Below are 23,499 nucleotides of genomic sequence, written 5' to 3' on the forward strand. Positions count from 1 at the left end.
CGCTGATCGAGCTTGTCGAGATCCGGCTCATTGGCCGTTGTTTACCAGCCTTTCGCGGAGCCCTGGCCAGGCCGCCTTGAAGCCCGGATGCAGCGGCAGCTCAGCGACGTCATCCAGCGGCACCCACTCCAGCGCCAGGCTTTCGGGGTCGCTAATGACCGCTTCGAAGGGTTCGACGGCGGACACCACCACTGTGGTGTAACTCCAGTAGTTCACGTCGTAGACCGACGTGAACAGCAGTTCCACATTGTCGCGCGGCACGCCAGCTTCTTCCCACGCTTCGCGCAGGGCGCCGTCGACGGCGGCCTCACCCTGATGGAGGGCACCCCCGGGAAGGCCCCACGTGTCGCCGTGGTGAGACCAGATAGCCCGGTGCTGGAGCAGGACTCCACGTCCGGCGTCGAACACGAGGAGACCAGCCGAGCCGAAGCGGCCCCAGAACTTGCCAGAGGGACCCTCAACCCAGGCATCGCCGGGATCCTTCGTACTGCCTAGATGACCCGGGCGCACAACAGCCGCGGCATCCCGAACGAATCGGGCTACCGCGGAATTCTGCTCTTTGTGGGTGTTGCGCTCATTCATGGACTTCACAGTACCAATGGCGCAGCACCGGCTGTCTAAAATTCCGGCTTGTCCAGAAATTCTGGCCTCGGCTGCACATGCGGTTCAGGGTAGAGAGCCCTATACGAAGCAAGGTCCCTGATGTTTTTCTGTACCGCCACGACCGCGAACAAACTCATGGCAAAACCGATGCCATAGAAGCCCTTCTCGGACAACAACAAGTCAGCGTTCCAGAGGCCAATCGCCAAAAGCAAGAGTGAGGCCAGCAATGCGAACCAGGCGATCCCCAGATAAATGGAGGTCACGGGGATATCTTCTGACCTATCACGTACCGCTTTCTGGAGTGATACGGCGGCGAAGAGTCCAAAGATAAACACGGTGGGATAGAATCCCTTTTCGTTGAGTTCCATCTTCGCATTCCAAAGCCCGATGAAGTAGACACCCATGCCCAGGCCTAGTGCAATCCAGGACGCCCCGATGAAGGCTCCCGTTGGCTTCCCCAACTGATTTTTTTCGCTCATGATATGGATTTCCTTCTCTTGTAATACATCAGCCTAAGTGAAGTATCACCCTTCCACAGCAGTTTGTCCATCATATGGTCAAACCCGTGCAATCCGCCCCTAACGAGTCAGCTTGCGCGCAGTGATATCGCTGTCAGGACAAGGGTTGGAAGTCCTGCGTCATCGGGCAACCGTCAGGCGAAGCCCCAGGACATTGGCCGCAGCCGCCACGGCCCGTAGGGAGGGGTTGCCGGTTCCGGTTTCGATGGCCCGAATGGTCCGCTCCGAAGTTTCGGCAAGGTGGGACAGGTCCTCCTGTGTGAGCCCCGCTTCTTTTCTGGCAGCACGGATGCTGGCAGCTATGGCCAAGACACTGTCCACAACAATCCTCCAAGCGGCAACATAATGCCGATTCCGACATCCTTGTATGTAATTCCGCATCATCTATTCATTTTCGGCAATATTCTGCCGGAAACGGCTACTCGGGACTCTTCACGGTTGTACACGAAGCAAATCGGCACAATATTGCCGATTATTCGGCCGCCATGGCCTTAACAAAAAATGCGCGCAGCCTTGGTCACAGCAAGTCCACCAGCGATATCTGACGCATGGGCCGGCCTGGGTCGGGGCGACGTCGTTGCGTTCGTAGTCCCAATCAGTAGGTAGGCCACGACTCTTCGTCGCTAGGTCATTTTCTCCTGTAACCATGTGGCGACCGGGGCACTGCTGTTTTTCCTGCTTGACAGACCTCATTGATTTCGCCCGTTATCATCCTTCGATTTTTGTGTGCGGTAGGCAACGCTAAGGTCACCTGGCAGTCCCTCTATCAACGCAGAACAGCGGCCACCCGTAGGACCTTCAGGTCCTGCCTCATCACCAAGCACACCTCGAGTGAAGTAGGTGTCGTTTGCCTTGGAAGAAGATGAACCGCGACATGGATGTTCGGAGGAAGCCGCCGGGGAACTAGCATGTTCAAGTGACTAAAAACGGGAAGCCGACAACATTCATCGTTCGAGAGCACGTGTCGAGTACAACACAGGTAAAAGTCTGGGCCCGCGCCGCAGGACGGTGCACGTTGTGCGCACGATCGGTCTTGGACAGTCGTTCCTTCTTTCACACAGTGTTGACTGGCCAGATGGCCCACAACGTAGGTGCAACTGCTACCGACGGGTCCCCAAGAAGCTCTTCCGACTTGTCATTGAAGGAGAGGAGCCTGGAGGGTAATCTGCTGCTGCTTTGTCCCGACTGTCACAGGATGATTGACGATAAGGTCAACGAGGGCCTTTACACACAGGAGCTGCTGGAAGCTAAGAAAAGCGAACATGAACTGCGTGTAGCCAAGGCGACGAACTTTGAAATTCTACGCAGAACCATGGTGGTCACGACCAGAAGCCGGATCCGAGGAACCAGCACTGCTGTCTCCGAAAGGGAGGTCGCCGAAGCCATGGTGGATGCTGGGCTAGTTGTTCACGTCAACGATGGCCGACCCGTCCACATCGTCATCAAATTGGATGACGATGAGCAGGACTCTTGGGTTTGGGAACGGGGCATGAAGCAGATTCGGGACGCCGTCGAAGAACTTAAACATTCAGGCGAGGACGGCAAAGTCGATCATGTGTCGTTGTTCCCTCTCGCACCGATTCCCTTAATGGTGTACTTGGGTTCCAGACTGGATGACAAGCTGTCAGTAGGTCTGTTCGACCGCCACCGCGGTGGTCAGCGGAACGTATGGTGCTGGCCCAGGCCGACAGGACCATCCCCAACTTTTCAAGTATTGATGCAGAGTGCCCCGGGCTCGGAGACGGAAGTCGTGGCAGCCGTGTCTGTGTCAGGATCCATCTCGCTTGGAGAACTCCCCGGGGATCTCTCATCGCTGCCACTAATTACGCTGTCCCCCGCGATGGGAAGCCCCGCCCCGGGACTCATAGGTAGCGAAGACACCCTTGATGCATTCTCCAAAGCATGGCGGCAACTTCTCGCCGACGTCGAAGTACTATGGCCGAAGGCAACCCGACTCCATGTAGTCGCCGCTGTTCCCGCCAGTGCAGCAATTCGCATGGGGCAGCACCGAATGAGAGACGTTCACCCCAGTTTCGTTGTGTACCAACGAACTGATACAGGCACATATTCAGCCACACCGGAAATCCGGGACTGACGGCAGCGCGTCCTAAGCCACCATCCGCCGGTAAGTGGTTCCGCCGGCCAGCTACCTGGCGCGCTCGAGCCAGTGTGGGGTTTGGCCGTAGTAACTGCGGTACTTTCCTAGGCGGCGCCACCAAGAGGCAAGAAGACGTGTGGCCTGCTGTTGCCGGCATGGGGCAAAGATATGATGTGCGTCCCCGACGGGGTCGTTTCAGACTTCATGTGCTTTCCGAGCAGACTAGTGAGCACTGCTGCCACTGAGGCGAGGTCGGCCGCGGAACCATGGAATGTCGGGACGGAGCACCCCCTAGTCGGGATGAGTTCAGCCCCATCCCCAGGTTCCTGCCACAGCTTATGGAAGGCCTCTAGGTCAGCATCCGCATTTATCGCTAGCCCTGCCAATTCGTCGACAGCTGACGGTTGCAGGGACGAGGACGGTGTACAGACGTTGAGGAGTCCCAATGTTCCTGTAGCGGCATCGGTTGCCACCTGAGCGATAATGGATTTGCGTTCAGGTTGTGCCGCCAGAACATCGAGAACCTGCGTTATTGCGTTGCTAACGGTGGCGTCGATGATGATGTCGGCCTCGAGGCAGTCTGTGAAACTTTCCGGGATAGCCCCGGCAACCACGTCGACTGATAGATCGTCCCGGATGTTTTGGACTCGGACAGCCAGCGCTTCTGCCTTGGTATGTCCAATATCGCCTTCGGCGTAGTTTTGCCTGACCAGGAGACCTCCGCTGATGACGCCGGGGTCACAAAGCGTGATGTGCGCGGCGCCAGCGCGCGCGACGAACTCCGCTATCCATGATCCGAGCCCGCCACATCCCCAAATATGGACAGACTTGCCCAGAAAGCCGCCAACAGGTCGACTCTGATCTCGGCGGGTAGTGACTTCGTTCCGTTCGTCAGACATCCTGCACCATTCGATTTCGATCCTGTTCTTGAGCTTTGTAGTATCCAGCGTTATGGCCGTGCCTTGATTTCGAGCGACGGCCCTCAACGCATCGGCGACTACTGACGGCAGGCGTCCACCTAGGAGATGGGGCGCTCCCCCGTCTGGATGAGGGACGCAGAGAACAAAGTACTGGGCGGAGCCTTCTGGGTTCCTCAGTGCACAGGCGGCCAGAGCGCCGACAAACGCATCCGACTTCTTTCCACCGACTGAACCGTTCTAGGTCCCCTGTCTCAGGTATGGATCGTCAATCAGAGAAAGCAGATCGGCGAAGGACGAGGAGGCTCCCAGAGGCAGCGCCGAATCCAACCTGAACACGGGCGTTCTCAGACCACCCATGTGTGTCGAAAGGGTTAGATCTAACCGGCGGGAAGACCGCTCGACGAGGCGTGCCACCTGGTGACTTTCAAGAGGACTGTCTTCCCGGAACACTATTGTCGGTGTCCCGGCGGACTGGTGCAGAATGCCACCGACGGCGTGGTACATGGACGTTTTCGGATCAAATCGGCAGCCTGCCGCGTCTGCGAGCCACCCCCAAAGACGGTTAAGCAACCCGCCCATGCCAAATGATGGATGCCATTCGCGAGACGAGTCCAGGAAAAGGCAAAGGCGGCGCCCTTGAAGGACATGGGGAAACCCGACAAAGCGAAGATGTTTGACGTCGACAGTGGGTGGAAGCAGAGCCGAACTGCCTATGCGTATGACAAATTCCTCGTCGCTGCGTAGTTGCAATCCGTTTGGCTCCTGCAGCAACCCACCGGTGTTTAGACCGACGGTTACAACCGCGTCACCCTCTGCTTCGAGCCTGGGTTTTCCTGCAACGCGGATCTCGCCAGGCTGCATCCTGCATATTTCTTTGAGCTCAGCAATGAGCTGTCGCTGCCATTGGGAGAAAATCCTCTGGCTGCGCTTTGTCATCCAGCACGGCCGGACCGAGCGACGGAGGACGCCGCGGTCACTGTCGTGGTGGGAAACTTCGAATTGCCGGTGGCGGCTGCGGGCGCTTTGAAGCCGTCACCAAAGATTCCCTGCCAGAGTTTGACGCTCTTGTCCTTGTCAACTTCCATGTAGGCTTCTTCTATTTCCGCTGCGTGTGCATGTACGCGATCCCGGAAGTAGCTGTATGTGGACTGAGTCCATCGGTGATCGAAGCTGACCCCCGACCCCGACGGATCAGCAATGCTCGGTTTGGCGGGGCGGGCTTGAAGCCACTCGTCAAGATCGCTGACGATATGAAGCAATGTAGTCGGAACGTCCACGTAGTAGCCGGGATCCAACAATTCACGAACCTCGGAAACCCGAGAGCCAAGCATCGTGGTCAGCAGGATGGACCGCGTCCCCGTGAAGGAATTCTTGTGATCGCGGAGATACTTCATCAGGCGAATGACTTTTCGGAGATTGCCGTTCGCGATGGCATCCTTAGAGCGCATCCAATCTGTAAAGCCCTGCGGATCAGTTTGTTCCCAGGTGTTTGCGTCACGGTTCACGATGACTTCCCGACCGTCGGTCAACTTCAGATGCGGGACTATGTCGACGTGCATCGAGTTCGCGTACCCAACACGGACGCAGCGGCATTTCCGCGTGTGTGGCATGTTTCCGTAGATGCTGTGGCGGTGAATTGCCGCATAAACCTGATCAACGTATGTACTAGGGTTGTCAGCCCAATCAGGGTTTTCCTTCATGTTGAGCATGAAGTCTGCATCGAACTCGTTGGTTCCCACCGGTTCAATGATCGTGCGATGAGCCCATGATCCTTGGGGCGACTTTCCTGTCACAAGAGAGCCGACTACGTCGTCGTTCTTGACGGCCTTGTAGATCGCATTGACCCGTTGATCAAGGAGGTCCAACTTCACCTGTCCCAGATTGACAGTATCTTTCAGGAAGACGTTGAAATGGCCAGCTAGCTGCAAGGTATCTCTCCATCGACGAGGTTACTTTTTGATAAGTGGTCGGTGCGTGAGTGGCATCCTGTTGAAAGCTCCAGCGCACCGCACGTAGTTACACGGAATTTCCTTGAAGCGCTCCAAATTCCGATGCGATCACCCTAGTGTCGTGTCAAAACATCTACCGAGGGTTAGAGAACGGGAGGTGGAACGCCGTGGCCCCGCTTGACTGAATCAGTTATCGCTGGTGCCCATAGCGGTTCCTACGACAAAGCCTGCGTCACTCGGCAATATGCGGAAGGAAGCCGATGCGAAGGCCGAACTCAACTGGAGCGGAACGCTCGGTTACCTAATTTGGAACAAGCTCAACTAGCTTGGATTCTCACATTCTTCTCACGCCAAACACACGGCATCATTGACGAAGCTGGGCATTTCGTGGCCCAAGCGCCAGAGGGCGTGTGGCCATGCGACCCCTGTTCGCCAAGATGGTTGGCACCGTGCCAATCTCTATGTCACGGCGCCAACCAAGTCGTCAACTCACATAACTGAGCAATTCTCAGATACGAGGCCGTTCTAGCTCAGTCTCTGAGAAATTGCTCAGTTAGATCGAAGTTGCACACGGAGCTAGAAGTCCCAGTCGTCGTCTTCGGTGTTGACAGCCTTGCCAATCACGTAGGAAGAGCCGGAGCCGGAGAAGAAGTCGTGGTTCTCATCGGCGTTGGGTGAGAGCGCGGACAGGATGGCCGGGTTCACGTCAGTCACGGCAGCCGGGAACATGGCCTCGTAGCCCAAGTTCATGAGCGCCTTGTTGGCGTTGTAGTGCAGGAACTTCTTGACGTCCTCGGCCAGGCCAACGGAGTCGTAGAGGTCGTGCGTGTACTGAACTTCGTTCTCGTACAGCTCAAACATGAGCTCGAAGGTGTACTCCTTCAGCTCTGCCTTGCGCTCTTCGGAGAGGCCCTCGAGACCCTTCTGGTACTTGTAGCCAATGTAGTAGCCGTGCACTGCCTCATCGCGGATGATCAAGCGAATCAGGTCGGCGGTGTTTGTCAGCTTGGCCCGTGAGGACCAGTACATGGGCAAGTAGAAGCCCGAGTAGAACAAGAACGATTCCAGCAAGGTGGAGGCAATCTTGCGCTTGAGCGGATCTTCGCCGTAGTAGTAGGACTCAATGATCTGAGCCTTCTTCTGCAGGTTCACGTTCTCGACGGACCAGCGGAAGGCCTCGTCGATTTCCTTCGTGGAGCACAGGGTGGAGAAGATCGAGGAGTAGCTCTTTGCGTGAACCGATTCCATGAACGCAATGTTCGTATAAACGGCTTCCTCGTGCGGGGTGATGGCGTCCGGGATCAGCGAGACGGCACCAACAGTGCCTTGCAGGGTGTCCAACAGGGTTAGACCCGTGAAGACGCGCATGGTCAGCAGCTGTTCTTCCGGCGTCAGGGTGGCCCAGGACTGGATGTCGTTGGACAGCGGCACCTTCTCCGGCAGCCAGAAGTTGTTGACCAGACGGTTCCAGACCTCAACGTCCTTCTCGTCCTGGATGCGGTTCCAGTTGATGGCCGATACGTGGCTCGCCAACTTCAGCTTGTCCGGTGTCATGGAGACTCTTCGCTTTCTTCTGTAAGTTTCTGCTGGACCGCATCTTCGATGCAGTACTTGCAGTCAATCTTAACGACATTCTTGTTCGTGTGATGTCTGGTGTGTGCATTGCGAACACTTGACGGTTGTGGGCGGCCCACACGGACCGCCGACATCTTGGCTCGCGTTTCTTCGCTGGCACTCTTGCCGAAGTTCGGATTCAGCCGGCCGGTTTTTGCGTCCGAAAGTAATTGCCGAGTTTCCTCTGATACCACATGTCCAAAACTTGGATGGTTGGCTCCGAATTTTCCATAGTTTGGATTCTTGGGCCCCTCATGGCTTCCTTTGCGGTCTCGCGACCATTTTTCCTTTTGTGCTTCGCTGTGGTGCCGTCCGTAGAAGGGTGACTCTGGTCCGGATTTTCTGGCGATTCTCCGCCCAATCGATCGAACCCGAGCTGCTTCACGCATCTCCGCTGTCCATACGACTCCAGTTGGACCGAGACCACCTTCAGAGAGGTTCAGGAGCCGGTTGCCTTCGCGCCGAAGATAGCTTATCCATTCAATCTCAGCCTGGCCGAGCTCCTGCAAACCCTCCACCCAGTCGAGCACATCGACAACGACGTCCGACGGGTCAAACTTGCGCAGCCAGTCATAAAATGGAGTTTTGCGTCCCGCGGCGGCAACCCGTACGTGCTGATGAAAGCGGCGGCTGGCCGCCTTGGTCGTGATCCCGACATATCGGTACTCGAATTCTGTCCGAAGACGAATCCCATAGACCAAGCCGCCCGTAGCCGCCGCTTCTTCAGTCATTTCTATGCATCACCTGTCATAGCGCACATGAGACGCAACCCTCAACCTCGGTCCCTTCCAGCGCGAGCTGGCGGAGACGGATGTAGTAGATGGTCTTGATGCCCTTGCGCCAGGCGTAGATCTGCGCTTTGTTGATGTCACGCGTGGTGGCGGTGTCCTTGAAGAACAATGTCAGGGACAGGCCCTGATCCACGTGCTGCGTGGCGGCAGCATAGGTGTCGATGATCTTCTCGAAGCCAATCTCGTACGCGTCCTTGTAGTACTCGAGGTTGTCGTTCGTCAGGTACGGAGCCGGGTAGTACACGCGACCCAGCTTGCCTTCCTTGCGGATCTCAATCATGGAGGCGATCGGGTGGATCGAGGAAGTTGAGTTGTTGATGTAGCTGATGGAGCCTGTGGGCGGAACAGCCTGCAGGTTCTGGTTGTAGATGCCGTGCTCCACAACGGAGGCCTTCAGCGCACGCCAGTCCTCCTGGGTGGGGATGTGCACGCCGTCGAACATCTCGACAACCTTGGCGGTCTGCGGAACCCATTCGCCGTCGGTGTACTTGTCGAAGAACTCTCCACTGGCGTACGTGGACTTCTCGAAGCCGGCGAAGGTGCTGCCCGTTTCGATGGCCAACAGGTTCGACGCACGGATTGCGTGGTAGACCACCGTGTAGAAGTAAATGTTGGTGAAGTCCAGGCCCTCTTCGGAGCCGTAGTGGACGCGCTCACGAGCAAGGTAACCGTGCAGGTTCATTTGGCCCAGGCCAATGGCATGCGACTGGTCGTTGCCCTTGGCGATGGAAGGCACGCTGGTGATGTTTGACATGTCGGACACTGCCGAGAGGGTGCGGATCGCCGTCTCGATGGTATTTCCGAGGTTCGGCGAATCCATGGCCTTGGCAATGTTCAGTGAACCAAGGTTGCAGGAGATGTCCTTGCCGGTCTCAGCGTAGGAGAGGTCATCGTTGTACGTGGTGGGCTGCGAAACCTGCAGGATCTCCGAGCAAAGGTTGCTCATGATGATCTTGCCTTCGATCGGGTTGGCGCGGTTCACCGTGTCTTCAAACATGATGTACGGGTAGCCGGACTCGAACTGGATCTCGGCGAGAGTCTGGAAGAACTCGCGGGCCTTGATCTTGGTCTTCTTGATCCGGGCGTCGTCAACCATTTCGTAGTACTTCTCGGTGACCGAGATGTCGGAGAACGGCACGCCATAGACCTTTTCGACGTCGTACGGGGAGAACAGGTACATGTCCTCGTCGCGCTTGGCCAGCTCAAAGGTGATGTCCGGAACCACAACACCCAAGGAGAGGGTCTTGATGCGAACCTTCTCATCGGCGTTTTCACGCTTGGTGTCAAGGAAGCGGTTGATGTCGGGGTGGTGGGCGTGCAGGTACACGGCTCCTGCACCCTGACGGGCACCGAGCTGGTTGGCGTAGGAGAAGCTGTCCTCGAGGAGCTTCATCACGGGGATAACGCCGGAGGACTGGTTCTCGATCTGCTTGATGGGCGCGCCCACTTCACGGATGTTCGTCAGTGCAAAGGCAACGCCACCGCCGCGCTTGGACAGCTGCAGCGCAGAGTTGATGGAACGGCCAATGGACTCCATGTTGTCTTCAATGCGCAGCAGGAAGCAGGAGACCAGCTCGCCGCGCTGGGCCTTGCCAGCGTTCAAGAAGGTGGGGGTGGCCGGCTGGAAGCGGCCGTCAATGATTTCATCGACGATGCTCGTGGCCAGTTCCTCGTTGCCACGGGCCAGGTGCAGGGCAACCATGCACACGCGGTCCTCGTAGCGTTCCAGGTAACGGTTGCCGTCGAAGGTCTTCAGCGTGTAGGACGTGTAGAACTTGAACGCGCCAAGGAAGGATTCGAAGCGGAACTTCTTCTTGTACGCGCGCTGGTAGAGCTCGCGGATGAAGTTCATGGTGTACTGATCCAGCGTCTCGCGCTCGTAGTACTCGTTCTTGACCAGGTACTCCAGCTTTTCTTCCAGGTCGTGGAAGAACACCGTGTTGTTGTTCACGTGTTGGAGGAAGTACTGGCGGGCAGCGGCGCGGTCGGCGTCAAACTGGATCTCGCCGTCGGCGTTGTACAGGTTGAGCATGGCGTTGAGCTCGTGGTAACCCAAGCCCTCCCATGCTGCCGGCATGTCCTTGGAGGCCTTCACAGCTGCGTCCTGTTCTGAGACAATCGTGTCCAAAATTCTTCCAATCCTTCGTGAACCCGGTCCACATCAGCAGATGTGCCCATCAGTTCAAACCGGTATAAATGCTGTACATTGCACTTCTCGGCGACAATGTCACCGGCGATGCAATATGTTTCGCCAAAATTTGTGTTCCCGGCGCCAATGACGCCGCGGATAAGGTTCCTATTTTTCGCTACATTAAGGAACTTGATGACCTGCTTTGGTACTGCACCCAGCCGATTTTCCCCGCCATATGTTGGCAGGACCAAGACGAAAGGCTCTTGGGCCAGAAGGGTGTCTTCATAGGTATGGAGGGGCAGCCTTGCTGCATCCATGCCCAGCTTCATGATGAAGCGGTGCGTGTTGTCGGAGGCTGATGAAAAATAGATCAACCGGCTGCTGGTGAATCGAGAGGTAATCGAACCAACAGCGGGTTCAGCTGCTACGGCTGACATGACAATCGCTTTCCAACTACTTACTTGCCGCTGTAGGGCCAACCGTTTTGCGGGTCAGCCCTACCTGTGTGCGCCTAGACGCACGTGAAATTGTGGTGGTTCCTCACGGGCCTCACGGCCCGTAGGTCACTACGCTACGCTTGCTTCGCTTTCGACGGCGGCAGCCAACTCGGCGATCTTGTCCGGGCGGAAACCTGACCAGTGGTCAGCGTCGGTAATGACAACCGGTGCCTGCTGGTAACCCAGGCTCAGCACATGCTCCAAAGCGGCCGGGTCTGCGGAAATATCCACGCTCTTGTAGGTGATGCCTTTTTTGTCCAACGCGCGGTAGGTTGCGTTGCACTGAACACACGCAGGCTTGGTGTAAACCGTGACGGTCATGATCGAGTTCCCCTTGTCTTTTACTGCCTATTACTGCCTCTAGCGGCATACTCACAATCGGTGGGACCAACGCTTCACGCCACGGCCTCGCCAGCTTTTGAGCTGTTCAAAGCGATTCTTTGAGAACCACTTGAATTCTGTATTAGATACTACATGTAGTGCAGACGCCCGAGGTTGACCCCTACATGATGTATTACAAGTATGTCATTTTATGCACCGTTCGTCCACAGGTACAGGAATTTAAAAGCGCTAGAAATCAAGGTTTAACCCTTCGCTTTCCACAGGCTGTGGACTACTTAGTCACAAATTAAAGTCTGGCGTGTCGATCCGAACCGGCGTGTCGGGCGGCCGTAGCGAAACCTGGCGAAAACAACAGAACACTACATATAGGGGTGCCCGGAATGCGGCACTCTATGCTTGCTATGAAACTAGGCTTGCTTGGAAACAAGGCCGGCCCCAAGGAAAGAGTGTCCCGTGATCAACCCCGTGCATTTGCGGACCCTGCTGGAAGTTGTCCGCCGCGGCTCCTTTGCCGCCGCAGCCACCCAACTGGGGTACACGGCGTCGGCCGTTTCACAGCAGATGTCAGCACTTGAGCGCGATACCGGCGTGGCCCTATTCCATCGCACGGCCCGCAGCATCCTGCCCACGGACGCAGCGCTGGTCATGTCGCGGCATGCGGCGAAGGTCCTGACTGACATTGACGCGCTGCTGGCTGCGAGCGCGCGCACCTCTGAGGCTGCGAGCCATGAATTGCGGCTGGGGATTTTCCCGTCCTTGGCCAGCCATGTTTTGCCGCGTCTGTTGCGTAGCCCGCAATGGCCGGAGCTTGGCATCAAGTTGCATGTTTCGGTGGGTGAGCCGCAGCAGACGATTGGTGGTTTGCGCACAGGCGGGGAATTGGATGTGGCGTTGGTGTATCAGGTGGGGCAATCGGGCCTGGCGTGGCCGCACAGCTTGAACCGGCAGTGGATTGGGGATGACAACTTCCGGGTGGTCCTGCCCAAGGCGTGGGGCATCCGGCCGGGGTCAATTATGGAGGCGTCGCAGCTTTCGGACATGCCGTGGATCATGCACCATCCGGGCACGAGCGACGCCACGGTCATTGAGCGTTTGTTTGCCGGCTGCAACCTGCATCCGCGTGTTGCCGCCTACAGTGACGATTTCAATGCGAGCCTGCAGTTGGCCAGCGTTGGGCTGGGTGCCGCGCTGGTGCCCGAGCTGGCATTGCAGGCGCGGCCGGAGAACGTGGTGGTGCTGGACGTCCCGGAGATCCGTCTGGCCCGGAACATTTTTGCCCTGCTGATCAACGACACCCGGACGGCGCGGGTTGAGCTGTTTGTGGACAAGCTGGCCGGGATCCTTCAGGAAGTCACCGGCACCAGCCACGTGGATGTCACCCCTTAGCCAGTCATTAGTCCTTGCGGAGGTTTAGTCCTTGCGGAATTTTTTGGCCGGTGCCACGAACCGTTTGATGACCTGCTTCTTTAGTGACCCAAAGGGCGGGTAGATCAGGGACATCGTGTCAGGCGCTAGCGGCTTGTCCAGGATGGCCTTGCGGTGCGAGAACGTTTCGATGGAATGGTGTCCGTGGTAGCTGCCGATCCCGCTCTCCCCCACCCCACCAAAGGGAAGGCCGGGCACGAACAGGTGCGCGGCCGGGACGCCAAAGTTCAGGGCGCCCGACGTCGTCTGTTCCGTGAAGTCCTGACGCACCCCTTTATCGTCGCTAAAGACATACACTGCCAGCGGCTTGTCCCGCCCTTGGATGAAGTTGATTGCCTCCTGTGCCGAAGCAACCGTGACCAGCGGCAGGACCGGTCCAAAGATCTCATCCTGCATCAGGTGGGCTTGCGCATCGACGTGGATGACGGTTGGTTCGATGTAGCGAGTGGCGGCATCCGTTCGCCCGCCACTGACGAGCGCGGATCCGGCGTCGTCCGCCAGGTCCTTGGCTAACAGGCCGGTGATACGGGCAAATGCGTCGTCGTTGATGATGCGCCCGTAGGCAAGGCTGTGGGCCGGCTCGGTCCCGTAGAGTTCCTCGATGGCCAGGGGCAGTTCCTTGGCAAGCTTGGCCAGGGCCGAGTCGGTGCCGAGCACATAGTCGGGGGCAACACAGGTCTGCCCTGCATTCATGAACTTGCCCCAGGCGATCCTGCGCGCCGCGGTAATCATGTCCACGGTGTCGTCAATGTAGACGGGCGATTTCCCGCCCAGTTCCAGCGTTACGGGTGTCAGGTTCTTGGCAGCGGCCGCCATGACGATCCGCCCCACCCGGCCGTTGCCCGTGTAAAAGATGTGATCAAAGCGCTGTTCAAGCAGCTCGGTGGTTTCGGGAACGCCGCCCTCAATGATCGTCACGGCGCCATCGAGATAATCGGGGACCCAGCGGGCCAGGGCTGCCGAGGTGGCGGGCGCCAGCTCACTGGGCTTACCCACGACGGTGTTGCCGGCTGCGAGCGCGCCGACCATGGGCGCAAGGAGCAATTGGAGTGGGTAATTCCAGGGGGCAATGACCAGAACAACCCCGAGAGGCTCGAGGACGGTCGACGCTTGCGCGGGCTGGAGGGCAAGGGGTACGGACACCTTCCGCGGCGTGAGCCAGGCCTCGAGATGCTTGACGGTGTGGGCTATCTCAGCCGTGATGAAACCGATTTCAGTCAGCCATGCCTCGCTCGGATGCTTGCCAAGGTCGGCGGCGAGTGCTGCCGTGAAGTCCTCCGTGTGGTCAAGGACCATACTGTTCATGGCTTTGAGTTGCTGCAACCGCCACGCCAGGGGCTTGGTCACGCCAGTGTTGAAGAGTTGTCTGGCTTGGTCAACTGTTGTTTCGACGGTGCTTGGAGCCCCGTTGATTTGCGGCAGGGTGTCCAGGTGCTGTGCGTTCATGGCCCCAATCTACTCCCCCAGTGTGGTTCTTGACTTCAGCAGGCCTACTGGCGAGTAATAAGTTGCCAAAATTCCCTCCCTGTAACTGGACGAGGCTCCCCGTGCCACCCCTAGCCCGGGCAACGATCTCGCCGTCAGGGCAGCGCTGCGTGCCCGCAAATCCGACAAAAAGCTAATTCGAACACATATTCTAATTTGGCTTCTGTGGACTCCCCGCGGATAGTCGCAGGGGCGTATTCGCTCATTAACGAGCTACACAGCGACCCCGTAGCTTTCCGTGGCTATCCGCTGTGGCGAGCTAGTCGCTGGCGGAGCCAAGCAATAACGGCTTCACCTTGTTGTTGCTGGAAGACTCGAAGCGTGGGTAGTCCAGGAGGCGCGGGCAGCCGGGCGGCATCAATAAAGTAGGCTCCCAGTCCCGACAGGAACCCATCGACACTACTGTCCGTGGCGTCCGCAAAAACTGGGTGGGATTGCAATACGGAATCGACGTCGGCGGTGGCGTCGAATACGCGGACGTTCACGAGAACCGAGAGGGCATCAACCCATCCCGCACCGATGCAGGCCCAAGGCCAGTCCACAAGAATGGCTCGTTCCTCGCCGGTGATGAGAATATTGTCGGCCCGGACGTCATTATGTACCAGGGAGTCACCACCTAGGGCCTTCAGCCCACTATTTGCCAAGCGCTCCAGGCACTCGAGATTCTCAAGGATCCACGGATCGCAGCCCTCCGGGGCATCGGCCCGGAGGCGGGCCCACCCCGCAAAGTCCTCACTCATCTCTTGCTCAAGTCGGGGTAGCTGCTCCAACGCTTGCGGAACTGGCGTCACGGCCACCCCTTGCAGGGCATCTAACACCTGTGCCAGCTCGTCGGGGCACCAAGGGAGGTGCGGGTGGTGACCCGCTACATCGGTGAGGACCAGAGCTACCCAGTTCCCGTCGTCGTAGGTCCCGATCAACGAAGCCGCAGGTATTGTGTGCGGAAGCGCGGCAGCTATGACCGCTTCCTTCCTGTAAATAGCGGGCGAGGATTCATTCAAAGCCGGACTAACCGCCTTGACGAATGCCCGCCGGCCCGAGGTGGTGCGTACGCGTTCTGCCGTTCCCGGGGAGAATCCTCCCTGCTGGCCGATCGATTCCTCGATCGTTGCTCCCAGAACTTGCTCGATACCGACTCGAACATGTTTGGGCAGGTCAGTCCAGCCAATGCGGGTACTCCACTGCGGTTGCATGATGCCCATTCTCACAGACTTAAACGCAGAAGGCGTTCCTTGCCTCCCCAAGAGGGAAACAAGGAACGCCTTCTGACGTGTAACCAGGAAGCTGCGTCAGCTAGACGAGCTGGGCGCGAACTTCCTTCGTGGCGTTGACCAGGTTACGCAGGGACTCTTCGGTCTCTGCGTAGCCGCGGGTCTTCAGGCCACAGTCCGGGTTGACCCAGAGCTGGCGGGCCGGAACGTGCTTGACGGCGGTGCCCAACAATTCGGTGACCTCGGCCTGGCCGGGGACGCGGGGGCTGTGGATGTCGTAGACGCCCGGGCCGACACCGCGACCAAAGCCGTGTGCTTCCAGATCGTTGACAACATCCATGCGGGAGCGGGCGGCCTCGATGGAGGTCACATCCGCATCCAGGCCGTCGATGGCATCGATGATGACACCAAATTCGGAGTAGCACAGGTGGGTGTGGATCTGAGTGCCATCAACCGCACCGGCGGTAGAGAGGCGGAAGGAGTTGACCGACCAGTCCAGGTAGGCGGCCTGGTCTGCGCGGCGCAACGGGAGGAGTTCGCGCAGGGCGGGCTCATCAACCTGGATGATCTTGATGCCGGCGGCTTCGAGGTCAGCGATCTCATCACGCAAGGCCAGACCGACCTGGTTGGCGGTGTCGCCGAGGGGCTGGTCGTCGCGCACAAAGCTCCAGGCCAGGATCGTGACGGGACCCGTGAGCATGCCCTTCATGGGCTTGTTGGTCAGCGACTGGGCGTATTCGGCCCACTCGACGGTGATGGCCTTTTCACGGGTCACATCTCCCCACAGGATGGAGGGACGCGTGCAACGGCTACCGTACGACTGCACCCAGCCGTGAACCGTGACATCGAAGCCCTCAAGGTTCTCGGCAAAGTACTGGACCATGTCGTTGCGCTCGGGCTCACCGTGCACCAGCACGTCAAAGTCGAGCTCTTCCTGCAAGTCAACGACGCGCTTGATCTCTTCCTTCATGAGCGTCGAGTACTGCTCGCCCGTGATGGCACCCTTGTTGGCACGGGCGCGGGCCGAGCGGATCTCGGACGTCTGCGGGAAGGAGCCGATCGTGGTGGTGGGCAGCGGCGGCAGGTTCAGCGCCGCTTCCTGGGCTGCCTCACGGACAGAGTATTCCGAGCGATTGAAGTCGGCCGGGGTGAGTGCGGCAAGGCGTGCACGTACCTCGGGGCGCTTGACTCCTGCAGCAGCAGCGCGGGAGGCGATGATGGCGGAGGCTTCGGCTACAACCGCAGCGGACGACGCCGGGTCCACCAGATGAGCGGCCAGCGTCACCACTTCGGTGACCTTCTGGTCTGCGAACGCCAACCAGCTGCGCAGTTCCTCGGAGAGTTGGGTCTCCTCGGTAACATCGTGCGGGACGTGCTGGGTGGAGGTCGACGTGGAGACCGTGATGTTCAGTCCGGCAGCCTTGAGCGTCTCGAGGCGGTTGACCGACTCGGCCAGGTCGTTGCGCCAGATGTTATGACCGTCAACCACGCCGGCAACGATCGTCTTGCCGGCCAACAGCGCCAGTTCTTCAGCGGAGGGAACAGCACCCTTGAAGGCGTCAATGTGCAGCGCCTCAACGGAGGTGGCGGCCAGGGTGGGCAGCAATTCGGCGAGAGCACCAAACGGGGTGGACACGAGAATCTGCGGGCGCCCGGCAGCGGAGGCGAGGACTTCGTAGGAGCGGGTGACGGCGGCCTGGATCTCGGCGACGGGAACGTCCTGGTCGGCAACGAGGGCCGGCTCATCGATCTGAACCCAGCTCGCACCTGCGGCACCCAACCGGGTGAGCAGCTCGGCGTAGACCGGCAGCACGTCTTCCAGGCGGGACAGCGGGTTGAAGTCCGCCGGAGCCTCGTCGGAGGCCTTGCTCAGCAGCAGGAACGTGACCGGACCTACGAGGTACGGGCGGGTTTCAAAGCCATTGGCCAGGGCGTATTCGAACTGCTCAACCACGCGGGTGGAGGTGAGTGAGAAGTTGGTTTCCGGGCCGATCTCCGGCACGAGGTAGTGGTAGTTCGTGTCGAACCACTTGGTCATTTCCAGGGGCTGCTGCTCAACCGTGCCTCGAGCCAGCGTGAAGTAGGCATTGATGTCCAGCTGCCCCTCGGCGTTGCGCAGATCCCCGAAGCGGGCCGGGACGGCACCGATGTGAGTAATGGCGTCGAGCACCTGGTCGTAGTACGAGAAGGTGCCCGGGATGGCTGCAGCCTCGGTCAGGCCCAACTCGCTCAGGCGGCGGGCCGTGCCCAACTGGATCTCTTTCGCAGCGGTATCCAGCTCTACGGCGTCGATCTTGCCGGCCCAGAAGGCTTCGATGGCCTTCTTCAATTCGCGGCGACGGCCGATGCGGGGGTAGCCCAGGAGGGAGGCGGCGGGGAAAGCTACGGTGTTTGTCATGGGAAAGTCCTTAACTGAGAAGTGCAAAAAATGATGGAAGTTTGTGTGAAAGCTGGCGCTTAGGCCCGGACTAGCCGTGCCGAATCAGTGCGCGCGGCGCGTGGCGCCACAGGTGGGCGGCCAGGGCGAAGCAGCTGGAGTTTGTCCAGCACTTCCAGGGCCGCCGCATGTTCATTGAAGGTGTAGAGGTGAATGCCTGGAGCTCCGGCATCCAGTGCAGCCCGGGCCAGATCCACCGTGGCCGCAACACCGATTCGGCGGCTTTCGGCGGCATCATCGGCCCGGCCAAGTGCATCCAGCAGGGACGTCGACGGCGGAACACCTGTCATGTCCCCCAGCCGTTGCACACGACGCAGCGTGGTCAGCGGCATGACTCCCGGAATGATGGGGATGGTGACCCCTGCACGTTGGGCCCGCACCACCAGGTCCTTGTACTGATCGGCGTGGAAGAACACCTGAGTGATGGCAAAGTCTGCCCCCGAGTTCTGCTTGGCGAGCAGCACCTCAACATCGTGTTCAACCGAGGGTGACTCCGGGTGCTGCGACGGGTAGGCGGCCACGCCAATGGCCACCTTGCCGGCACACAAGAGGGCCGAACGTCGCTGTTCAACTCGACGAATCAATTGGATCAGGTCCGAAGCGAAGATGAGCGATCCGGGCCGTGGTTGGGCGGGACCATCCTTAGGAAGGTCACCGCGCAGTGCCAAAATGCCTCGGACGCCGTGGTCCAATAGTTCAGAAATGATTTCGGCCAGCTCGTCCGCAGTGTTGCCAACGCAAGTCAGGTGAGCCAAGGGAAGCAGCGATGTCTCGGTCAGGAGCCGGTTCAACAGCTCAACGGCCGTGTCCCGATTGCTTCCATTGGCACCATAGGTGACAGACACATAGTCGGGGTTGGTTGATTCCAACTCCCTGATGGTGTTCCACAGGGAGGCCTCGGCGGCCTGATTCTTGGGCGGGAACAGTTCATAGGAAAGGGCTATTGGCGCACTTTGTGTCGAAGGCGCCGATGCCTGTAAAAGGCTCGGAGGTGACATTTGCTTAGGTCCTTGAGGATGGGGTTGGCCGTTTCCCGCCTTGTGTCTAGAACACACTGAGGGAAGTAGCCAATTTTTTCGTAAAAGGGAGGCGGGCACATCCCTGCACTGCACACGGTGCAATCAGGTAACGTAGCGATCCGCCAGCAAATGTCAGACCCACATGGGGGCACCCACACCCTCGAATCATCCAAGGGTCGCTGACACACGTTGAAGAAATAACGTACTGCCAATATTAGGCACTCACGCGCCGCAGCACAAAGTCGGCGCCGAATTATGGCGCAACGTAACGCAATATTTCGATAAATCAGTTCGATCAAGGTCGCGAAATGTACCCTTCGGCCGAACTTTACGCGCATCCCATGTGGGAACTACCAGGGTTTCGCGAACTGCTCCGGCTCGGACTCGGCATAGTCCTCACGCAGCTTCTCACTCTTGCTACGTTCCTTCTGGGCCTGTTGGCCACTCTTCTCAAGCTGTTCAAGTTTGCTCGCGGGTGGTTCCTCGGCGGGGTTGGACTTGCCGTCGTCCGCGGGCTGGTCCTCGCCGTCGGCCTTACCGTCCTGCTCTTTTTGCGCCAAGCGTTCCTTGGCGTCATTGAGGGCCTGACCCTCGCCATCCTTGTTGTTCTCGCTGTTGGCAATGAAGCAGTCGCGCGGAGCCTCGGCAATGATCACGCCGCCCTGAGTGAAGAGTTTGGCGGCCGACGCCGGGTCCCCGGCTTTATCCCGCGCCTCACCGAGCTTCTCAAGGCTCAGCACGAGGTTCACACGGACCTTGCAGGACTCCCCTGCTGGCACGAGTTCCAGTGCACGTGAGAATTCTGTGCGGGCGGCATCGAAATCGCCGCGCAGCACATAGCCGTCTCCCAGCGCGAAATGGGCCTTGTAGCGCTCAACCATGTTCAGCACACCCATGGCCTGTCCTGCCCGCACCGTGCCATCCGCACCTCCGGCCTCATAGGCAGCGGCGGCCTGGCCGGCGGAAACCGGCATACTCAACAACTTGACGGCTACAACCACGGCAAGCAGCACCATCGGCGCCGACGCCAGCAGCAGCCTCCGCCGCCTGCGCAGCCGGGGTTCCGGCACGGCGGAATCAGGCACAGCAGAAGCTGCCTCTCGGACGCTCATCGAGCCTCTTCCTTTCCGTGACGCTCATTTCCGTGACGCTGCAACTGGCGCCAGGATCGCGTTAGATCTGCTGCTTCCCACAACAGGATGCCGAAGGCGGCCAGGGCGAATAGCCAATAGAGTTCCCACCGACCGGCACCGTCCTCGGTCCCGGCGGGCGATGACACGACGGTGGGTGCCGATTTGGCGAGTGCTGCACTGATGCCCGCCGGGGACTCCCGGTGAACATACGGAACCTTCAGTTGACCGGCAATGGCCTGCAGTTGAGTTTCATCGATCGTGGAAACCGCGCTTTGGTAACCGTTTGCCTTGTCCCGAATATACGAGCCGGGTTTGTCGCTGCCGAAGGTGTAGTCGCGCATTTTTCCACCGGCCGCCGTGCCATAGCCAAGCACGGCGCCTCCGTCCGTGAGCTGTGCTGCCGATGTGAACGGTTCCGGACTGGATCCCGATGTTTGCTCTCCATCGCCGAGGTAGTACACCAACCGCGGCCTTTCGGGATGGGCCTCCTGCGCGGCAGCCAGCCGTTGAGAAAGGAGATCCTTGGCAACGCTGATGCTGCTGCCCTTGGAGACCATGGCCGAACTGGGTGTGAGAATTTCCGTCAGGGTCGTCAATGCCGTGGCATCCGTGGTGAGCGGCAGCACCACTTTGGCACTGCTGTCGAAGCTGATGAGCGAGAATCGGGCACCGGCCAGTTCTCCGGCCAAGGCTAGGATGTCGGCCTTCATTCCATCAAGGCGCGGGGCCGAGCCATTGAAATCCTCGGCCGAGGAGCTGGGTGTCATATCAACAACAAAGAAGACGTTCAGGTCTGTTGTGGCCACCTGCGCCGGAGCGCCGACCATCCCTGGGCGTGCTCCGGCCAGGACCACCAACACGACCAGGGATGCGTACCGCCACCGAGCTGAACTGCGGCCCTTGAGAAGCAAAAAGGCGGCACCGCTGAGCATCACCACGGCTAGGGGCCAAAAAAGCCACGGGGTGAGGACTGGAAGGAAGGTCATCGTCGCAGCCTCCAGACTGCCGCCCCGAGCACCAGCACCGAGAGTAGGGCCAGTCCCAACGGCCAGGCAGGCTGGTCGAGCAGTGTCTTTTGCGGTGCACCTTTCAAGGTGGCGGCCTCCGTGGCTTGGACCTTGCTCACAATGGACGCGACAGCGGATTCAGATTCCAGCGCGTAGTAGGCCCCACCAGTAGCGGTGGCGGTTTTCTTCAAGTTTTCGGCGGCAGCACCGAATTCCGAGTTCAGGCCGAAGTCGTTGGGATTGAGCGCGTAGACACGGATCTTTGCCGTTGTGGCCAGTGTGGTGGCCTCGGCAAGGGTGAAGATGGGCTTCCCTGCCAGCATGTTGTCCGTGGCAAGAACGATGGAACGGGAGCGTTCTTCTCCTCCCGACGCTGGGAAACCTTTGGCACAGGTTGCCAGGCCATCACCGATGAGAGAGGAACCGGGCATTTCGTAGGTGCCCGCAAAGTACTCGAAGCTGCCAGCATCAGGACTCAGAGCCTTCTGCGCCATCTCGAGCTCTTCGGCCACAAACTCATAGTCATCCGTCAGCGGAAACACCATGACAGAGCTGGAATCAAAGATGGTTAAGCCAATCCGTTCGCCCTTGAAGTTGCCCACCAACTTGGCAAAAACGGTCACAATGGCCTCGTCGGTGTCCAGCATGGAGCCGGATACGTCCAGGCACAGCATGATGTCCCGGTTTAGCGTTTCCGGAATGCTCGTACTCTCAGTCATGGGTCGTGCGGCCGCAGTGAGCAAGGACAGGCCCAACACGGCGACGGCGGCCAAGGCAGTGAGCAGCCAGGTCCGGCGTTTGTGCACGGCTTTGCGATAGGCCGGCAAGGCCGTCAGGCGTTCAGCATTTGCCACCGGAATCAGCGTGGCTGCGTCTTCATGCCTGCGCCAAAAGATCACGACGACGACGGCGAACGCCACCACCCCCAGCGGTATCAGCCACCAGTACGTCAACGCCACGAGAGCACCACATTCCTGGCGGCCTCGGCTGAACCGGCCACGGCTGGTTCCCCACCGTTTTCGCCGTGTCCGCCGCGTCCGCCGTGAGCTGCGAACTCCCCCGGGTAGAAAAGTGCGACGGCATCAGCAACCAGGGGAAGCTGGTGTTCGCGCAATTGTGCCAACGTCATGCGTTGTGTTTTTATCCCCGTCATCTCGTGAACAAAGGTGCGCACGGCGAGACTCAATTCGAGGTGGGCGGCCCGCCCGGTGATGGCAGCCGTGCCGTGGCGTTCTTCGATGGAGTTGATCAACATGACATATTTTCCCCTGACCGTCTCCGGGTTTCGTGGGGCGATGAATCCGGGCACGCCGGCGCTGGGCTCGGCCCGGGTGGAAATCCAGATCCAGCCGAACCAGCCGAGGCAGAGCACAAGGATGGCCGCGCCGGCCAGCGGCCACCACACCGAGTAGCCTATGGGGGCATAAAACGTTCCGTCAGTGGGCACGGCGGTGCCTTTCCAACAGGGCAAAGACGTGGGTCATGACTTCGCCGGTGGCTCCAATGCTGGTCGAGGCAATTCCTCGGGCCTTGAGGATGTTTTCCAGACTCCGGGCACGTTGGGCCTGGGCGTCGGCGTAGCTGCGCGCAAGTTCCGGATCTGCGGCGAGCAGGAGCACGAGGGGCTCCAGGCCAGCCACATCAAGGCCGGTGCCTTGCACGGCATCGGGTCCGGCCAAGGCGGCGTCGGCGATTTGTACCCACAGGATTTCATGTTGCGCGCTGAGCCGGCGCATGACCTTGGCAAGCCTGTCATCGGCGGCGAGCTCGTCGGCGACGACCACCAACAGCATTCGCTGCCGGTAGTGCGTGGCAACGTATTCCAGCCGGTCTATAAGGCTGCTGGGCCCGGAGGTGATCGAGGCGGCGTCAACACAGCGCAGTATTTGTTCCAGATGATTCTCGGTACCCTCGGCAGGCAGGGCTACCGTGGCGTCTCCGGCGCCGTGGACAAGTGCCACAGAGTCTCCATGGCGGATAGTCAGGGAGCCTAGTACCCCAATGGCCATCACGGCGATGTCCTTTTTTATCTCACCGCCACGTGCAGTGGCAGCCATATTGCGGCCCGTGTCGGCAACAAACATGAGCTGCTGGCGGCGGGTGGCTACGTAGCGCTTGATCAGGGGCACACCGGTCCTGGCGGTGGCCTTCCAATCGATGTCCCGTACCTCATCGCCTGGGACGTACTCACGCAGATCATCGAAGTCCAGGCTGCGCCCGCGAAAAACCGAGGCGTATTCGCCGTCGAGCATTCCTCTGGCCCGGCGGTGGGTAAAGATGTACATCTTGGATTTCACGGCCGTCAACAAGCTGCCCATG

General features: G+C 59.2%; 22 protein-coding genes. 2 read left to right on the forward strand and 20 right to left on the reverse strand.

Annotated elements, in window-relative coordinates:
- Positions 1-27 precede the first annotated feature (27 nt).
- The 3 genes from ACP7B9_RS06145 to ACP7B9_RS06155 all read right to left on the reverse strand — a co-directional run bounded on the left by ACP7B9_RS06145 (position 28) and on the right by ACP7B9_RS06155 (position 1,442).
- Positions 28-582, reverse strand: coding sequence for an NUDIX domain-containing protein (locus tag ACP7B9_RS06145; protein WP_425861693.1), 555 nt, complete (start codon positions 580-582; stop codon positions 28-30).
- Between the two features lie 35 nt (positions 583-617).
- Complete coding sequence (gene yiaA, locus ACP7B9_RS06150) at positions 618-1,082, reverse strand: inner membrane protein YiaA (protein ID WP_425861695.1); 465 nt, start codon at positions 1,080-1,082, stop codon at positions 618-620.
- 159 nt (positions 1,083-1,241) lie between these two features.
- Positions 1,242-1,442 carry a helix-turn-helix transcriptional regulator gene (locus tag ACP7B9_RS06155; RefSeq protein ID WP_425861696.1) on the reverse strand — a complete coding sequence of 67 codons (201 nt, stop codon included), beginning with the start codon at positions 1,440-1,442 and terminating at the stop codon, positions 1,242-1,244.
- 874 nt (positions 1,443-2,316) lie between these two features.
- On the opposite strand from ACP7B9_RS06155, the gene ACP7B9_RS06160 reads away from it, so the two are divergent.
- Positions 2,317-3,216, forward strand: a complete 900-nt coding sequence (locus ACP7B9_RS06160; RefSeq protein ID WP_425861698.1) for an SAVED domain-containing protein — start codon at positions 2,317-2,319, stop codon at positions 3,214-3,216.
- A gap of 107 nt (positions 3,217-3,323) precedes the next feature.
- Here ACP7B9_RS06160 and ACP7B9_RS06165 read toward each other — a convergent pair whose 3' ends face one another.
- From ACP7B9_RS06165 to nrdH, 8 genes are all read right to left on the reverse strand, one after another.
- A complete protein-coding gene (locus ACP7B9_RS06165) occupies positions 3,324-4,118 on the reverse strand; it encodes a ThiF family adenylyltransferase (protein WP_425861699.1) in 795 nt (264 codons plus the stop codon).
- Positions 4,119-4,376: 258 nt separating this feature from the next.
- Entirely contained in the window at positions 4,377-5,075 is a 699-nt protein-coding gene (locus ACP7B9_RS06170) for a hypothetical protein (RefSeq protein WP_425861700.1), read from the reverse strand.
- Positions 5,072-6,067 (reverse strand): SMODS domain-containing nucleotidyltransferase, encoded by a 996-nt coding sequence (locus ACP7B9_RS06175; RefSeq protein ID WP_425861702.1) that lies wholly within the window; start codon positions 6,065-6,067, stop codon positions 5,072-5,074. Before ACP7B9_RS06175 ends, ACP7B9_RS06170 begins: the two co-directional genes overlap by 4 nt.
- Positions 6,068-6,664: 597 nt before the next feature.
- Complete coding sequence (gene nrdF / locus ACP7B9_RS06180; protein WP_425861703.1) at positions 6,665-7,642, reverse strand: class 1b ribonucleoside-diphosphate reductase subunit beta; 978 nt, start codon at positions 7,640-7,642, stop codon at positions 6,665-6,667.
- Positions 7,639-8,433: an NUMOD3 domain-containing DNA-binding protein gene (locus ACP7B9_RS06185; protein WP_425861704.1), complete on the reverse strand. Its 795-nt coding sequence runs from the start codon at positions 8,431-8,433 to the stop codon at positions 7,639-7,641. Before ACP7B9_RS06185 ends, nrdF begins: the two co-directional genes overlap by 4 nt.
- A gap of 16 nt (positions 8,434-8,449) precedes the next feature.
- Positions 8,450-10,570 (reverse strand): class 1b ribonucleoside-diphosphate reductase subunit alpha, encoded by a 2,121-nt coding sequence (nrdE, locus tag ACP7B9_RS06190; protein WP_425861789.1) that lies wholly within the window; start codon positions 10,568-10,570, stop codon positions 8,450-8,452.
- Positions 10,571-10,584: 14 nt separating this feature from the next.
- Positions 10,585-11,061 (reverse strand): class Ib ribonucleoside-diphosphate reductase assembly flavoprotein NrdI, encoded by a 477-nt coding sequence (gene nrdI, locus ACP7B9_RS06195; RefSeq protein ID WP_425861705.1) that lies wholly within the window; start codon positions 11,059-11,061, stop codon positions 10,585-10,587.
- 129 nt (positions 11,062-11,190) lie between these two features.
- Positions 11,191-11,442 carry a glutaredoxin-like protein NrdH gene (nrdH, locus tag ACP7B9_RS06200; protein ID WP_110485477.1) on the reverse strand — a complete coding sequence of 84 codons (252 nt, stop codon included), beginning with the start codon at positions 11,440-11,442 and terminating at the stop codon, positions 11,191-11,193.
- 474 nt (positions 11,443-11,916) lie between these two features.
- Between nrdH and ACP7B9_RS06205 the strand changes: the two genes are divergently transcribed.
- A complete protein-coding gene (locus tag ACP7B9_RS06205; RefSeq protein WP_425861706.1) occupies positions 11,917-12,849 on the forward strand; it encodes a LysR family transcriptional regulator in 933 nt (310 codons plus the stop codon).
- A 24-nt stretch (positions 12,850-12,873) separates the two neighbouring features.
- On the opposite strand, the gene ACP7B9_RS06210 is transcribed toward ACP7B9_RS06205, so the two are convergent.
- The 9 genes from ACP7B9_RS06210 to ACP7B9_RS06250 all read right to left on the reverse strand — a co-directional run bounded on the left by ACP7B9_RS06210 (position 12,874) and on the right by ACP7B9_RS06250 (position 23,498).
- A complete protein-coding gene (locus ACP7B9_RS06210) occupies positions 12,874-14,334 on the reverse strand; it encodes an aldehyde dehydrogenase family protein (protein WP_425861708.1) in 1,461 nt (486 codons plus the stop codon).
- Positions 14,335-14,615: 281 nt separating this feature from the next.
- Positions 14,616-15,575 (reverse strand): aminoglycoside phosphotransferase family protein, encoded by a 960-nt coding sequence (locus tag ACP7B9_RS06215; protein ID WP_425861710.1) that lies wholly within the window; start codon positions 15,573-15,575, stop codon positions 14,616-14,618.
- A gap of 91 nt (positions 15,576-15,666) precedes the next feature.
- On the reverse strand, positions 15,667-17,982 hold the full coding sequence (metE, locus tag ACP7B9_RS06220; RefSeq protein WP_425861711.1) for a 5-methyltetrahydropteroyltriglutamate--homocysteine S-methyltransferase: 2,316 nt from the start codon (positions 17,980-17,982) through the stop codon (positions 15,667-15,669).
- A gap of 59 nt (positions 17,983-18,041) precedes the next feature.
- A complete protein-coding gene (locus ACP7B9_RS06225) occupies positions 18,042-19,019 on the reverse strand; it encodes a methylenetetrahydrofolate reductase (RefSeq protein ID WP_425861713.1) in 978 nt (325 codons plus the stop codon).
- A 371-nt stretch (positions 19,020-19,390) separates the two neighbouring features.
- On the reverse strand, positions 19,391-20,152 hold the full coding sequence (locus ACP7B9_RS06230; RefSeq protein ID WP_425861715.1) for a tetratricopeptide repeat protein: 762 nt from the start codon (positions 20,150-20,152) through the stop codon (positions 19,391-19,393).
- Positions 20,149-21,033, reverse strand: coding sequence for a VWA domain-containing protein (locus tag ACP7B9_RS06235; protein WP_425861791.1), 885 nt, complete (start codon positions 21,031-21,033; stop codon positions 20,149-20,151). Before ACP7B9_RS06235 ends, ACP7B9_RS06230 begins: the two co-directional genes overlap by 4 nt.
- Positions 21,034-21,155: 122 nt before the next feature.
- Positions 21,156-22,139, reverse strand: coding sequence for a VWA domain-containing protein (locus ACP7B9_RS06240; RefSeq protein WP_425861716.1), 984 nt, complete (start codon positions 22,137-22,139; stop codon positions 21,156-21,158).
- Positions 22,130-22,627: a hypothetical protein gene (locus ACP7B9_RS06245; RefSeq protein WP_425861718.1), complete on the reverse strand. Its 498-nt coding sequence runs from the start codon at positions 22,625-22,627 to the stop codon at positions 22,130-22,132. Before ACP7B9_RS06245 ends, ACP7B9_RS06240 begins: the two co-directional genes overlap by 10 nt.
- Positions 22,617-23,498 (reverse strand): DUF58 domain-containing protein, encoded by an 882-nt coding sequence (locus ACP7B9_RS06250; RefSeq protein WP_425861720.1) that lies wholly within the window; start codon positions 23,496-23,498, stop codon positions 22,617-22,619. The genes ACP7B9_RS06245 and ACP7B9_RS06250 overlap by 11 nt, the downstream gene beginning before the upstream one ends.
- Position 23,499 lies beyond the last annotated feature (1 nt).

The organism is Arthrobacter sp. TWP1-1, assembly GCF_049897845.1.
In the GTDB taxonomy this organism is placed as follows: domain Bacteria; phylum Actinomycetota; class Actinomycetes; order Actinomycetales; family Micrococcaceae; genus Specibacter.

Coding starts and splice junctions, on each gene's coding strand:
- ACP7B9_RS06145 (WP_425861693.1), bottom strand. CDS start 582: ATGAATGAGCGCAACACCCACAAAGAGCAGAATTCCGCGGTAGCCCGA.
- yiaA (WP_425861695.1), bottom strand. CDS start 1,082: ATGAGCGAAAAAAATCAGTTGGGGAAGCCAACGGGAGCCTTCATCGGG.
- ACP7B9_RS06160 (WP_425861698.1), top strand. CDS start 2,317: ATGATTGACGATAAGGTCAACGAGGGCCTTTACACACAGGAGCTGCTG.
- ACP7B9_RS06165 (WP_425861699.1), bottom strand. CDS start 4,118: ATGTCTGACGAACGGAACGAAGTCACTACCCGCCGAGATCAGAGTCGA.
- ACP7B9_RS06170 (WP_425861700.1), bottom strand. CDS start 5,075: ATGACAAAGCGCAGCCAGAGGATTTTCTCCCAATGGCAGCGACAGCTC.
- nrdF (WP_425861703.1), bottom strand. CDS start 7,642: ATGACACCGGACAAGCTGAAGTTGGCGAGCCACGTATCGGCCATCAAC.
- ACP7B9_RS06185 (WP_425861704.1), bottom strand. CDS start 8,433: ATGACTGAAGAAGCGGCGGCTACGGGCGGCTTGGTCTATGGGATTCGT.
- nrdE (WP_425861789.1), bottom strand. CDS start 10,570: ATGCCGGCAGCATGGGAGGGCTTGGGTTACCACGAGCTCAACGCCATG.
- nrdI (WP_425861705.1), bottom strand. CDS start 11,061: ATGTCAGCCGTAGCAGCTGAACCCGCTGTTGGTTCGATTACCTCTCGA.
- nrdH (WP_110485477.1), bottom strand. CDS start 11,442: ATGACCGTCACGGTTTACACCAAGCCTGCGTGTGTTCAGTGCAACGCA.
- ACP7B9_RS06210 (WP_425861708.1), bottom strand. CDS start 14,334: ATGAACGCACAGCACCTGGACACCCTGCCGCAAATCAACGGGGCTCCA.
- ACP7B9_RS06215 (WP_425861710.1), bottom strand. CDS start 15,575: ATGGGCATCATGCAACCGCAGTGGAGTACCCGCATTGGCTGGACTGAC.
- metE (WP_425861711.1), bottom strand. CDS start 17,982: ATGACAAACACCGTAGCTTTCCCCGCCGCCTCCCTCCTGGGCTACCCC.
- ACP7B9_RS06225 (WP_425861713.1), bottom strand. CDS start 19,019: ATGTCACCTCCGAGCCTTTTACAGGCATCGGCGCCTTCGACACAAAGT.
- ACP7B9_RS06230 (WP_425861715.1), bottom strand. CDS start 20,152: ATGAGCGTCCGAGAGGCAGCTTCTGCTGTGCCTGATTCCGCCGTGCCG.
- ACP7B9_RS06250 (WP_425861720.1), bottom strand. CDS start 23,498: ATGGGCAGCTTGTTGACGGCCGTGAAATCCAAGATGTACATCTTTACC.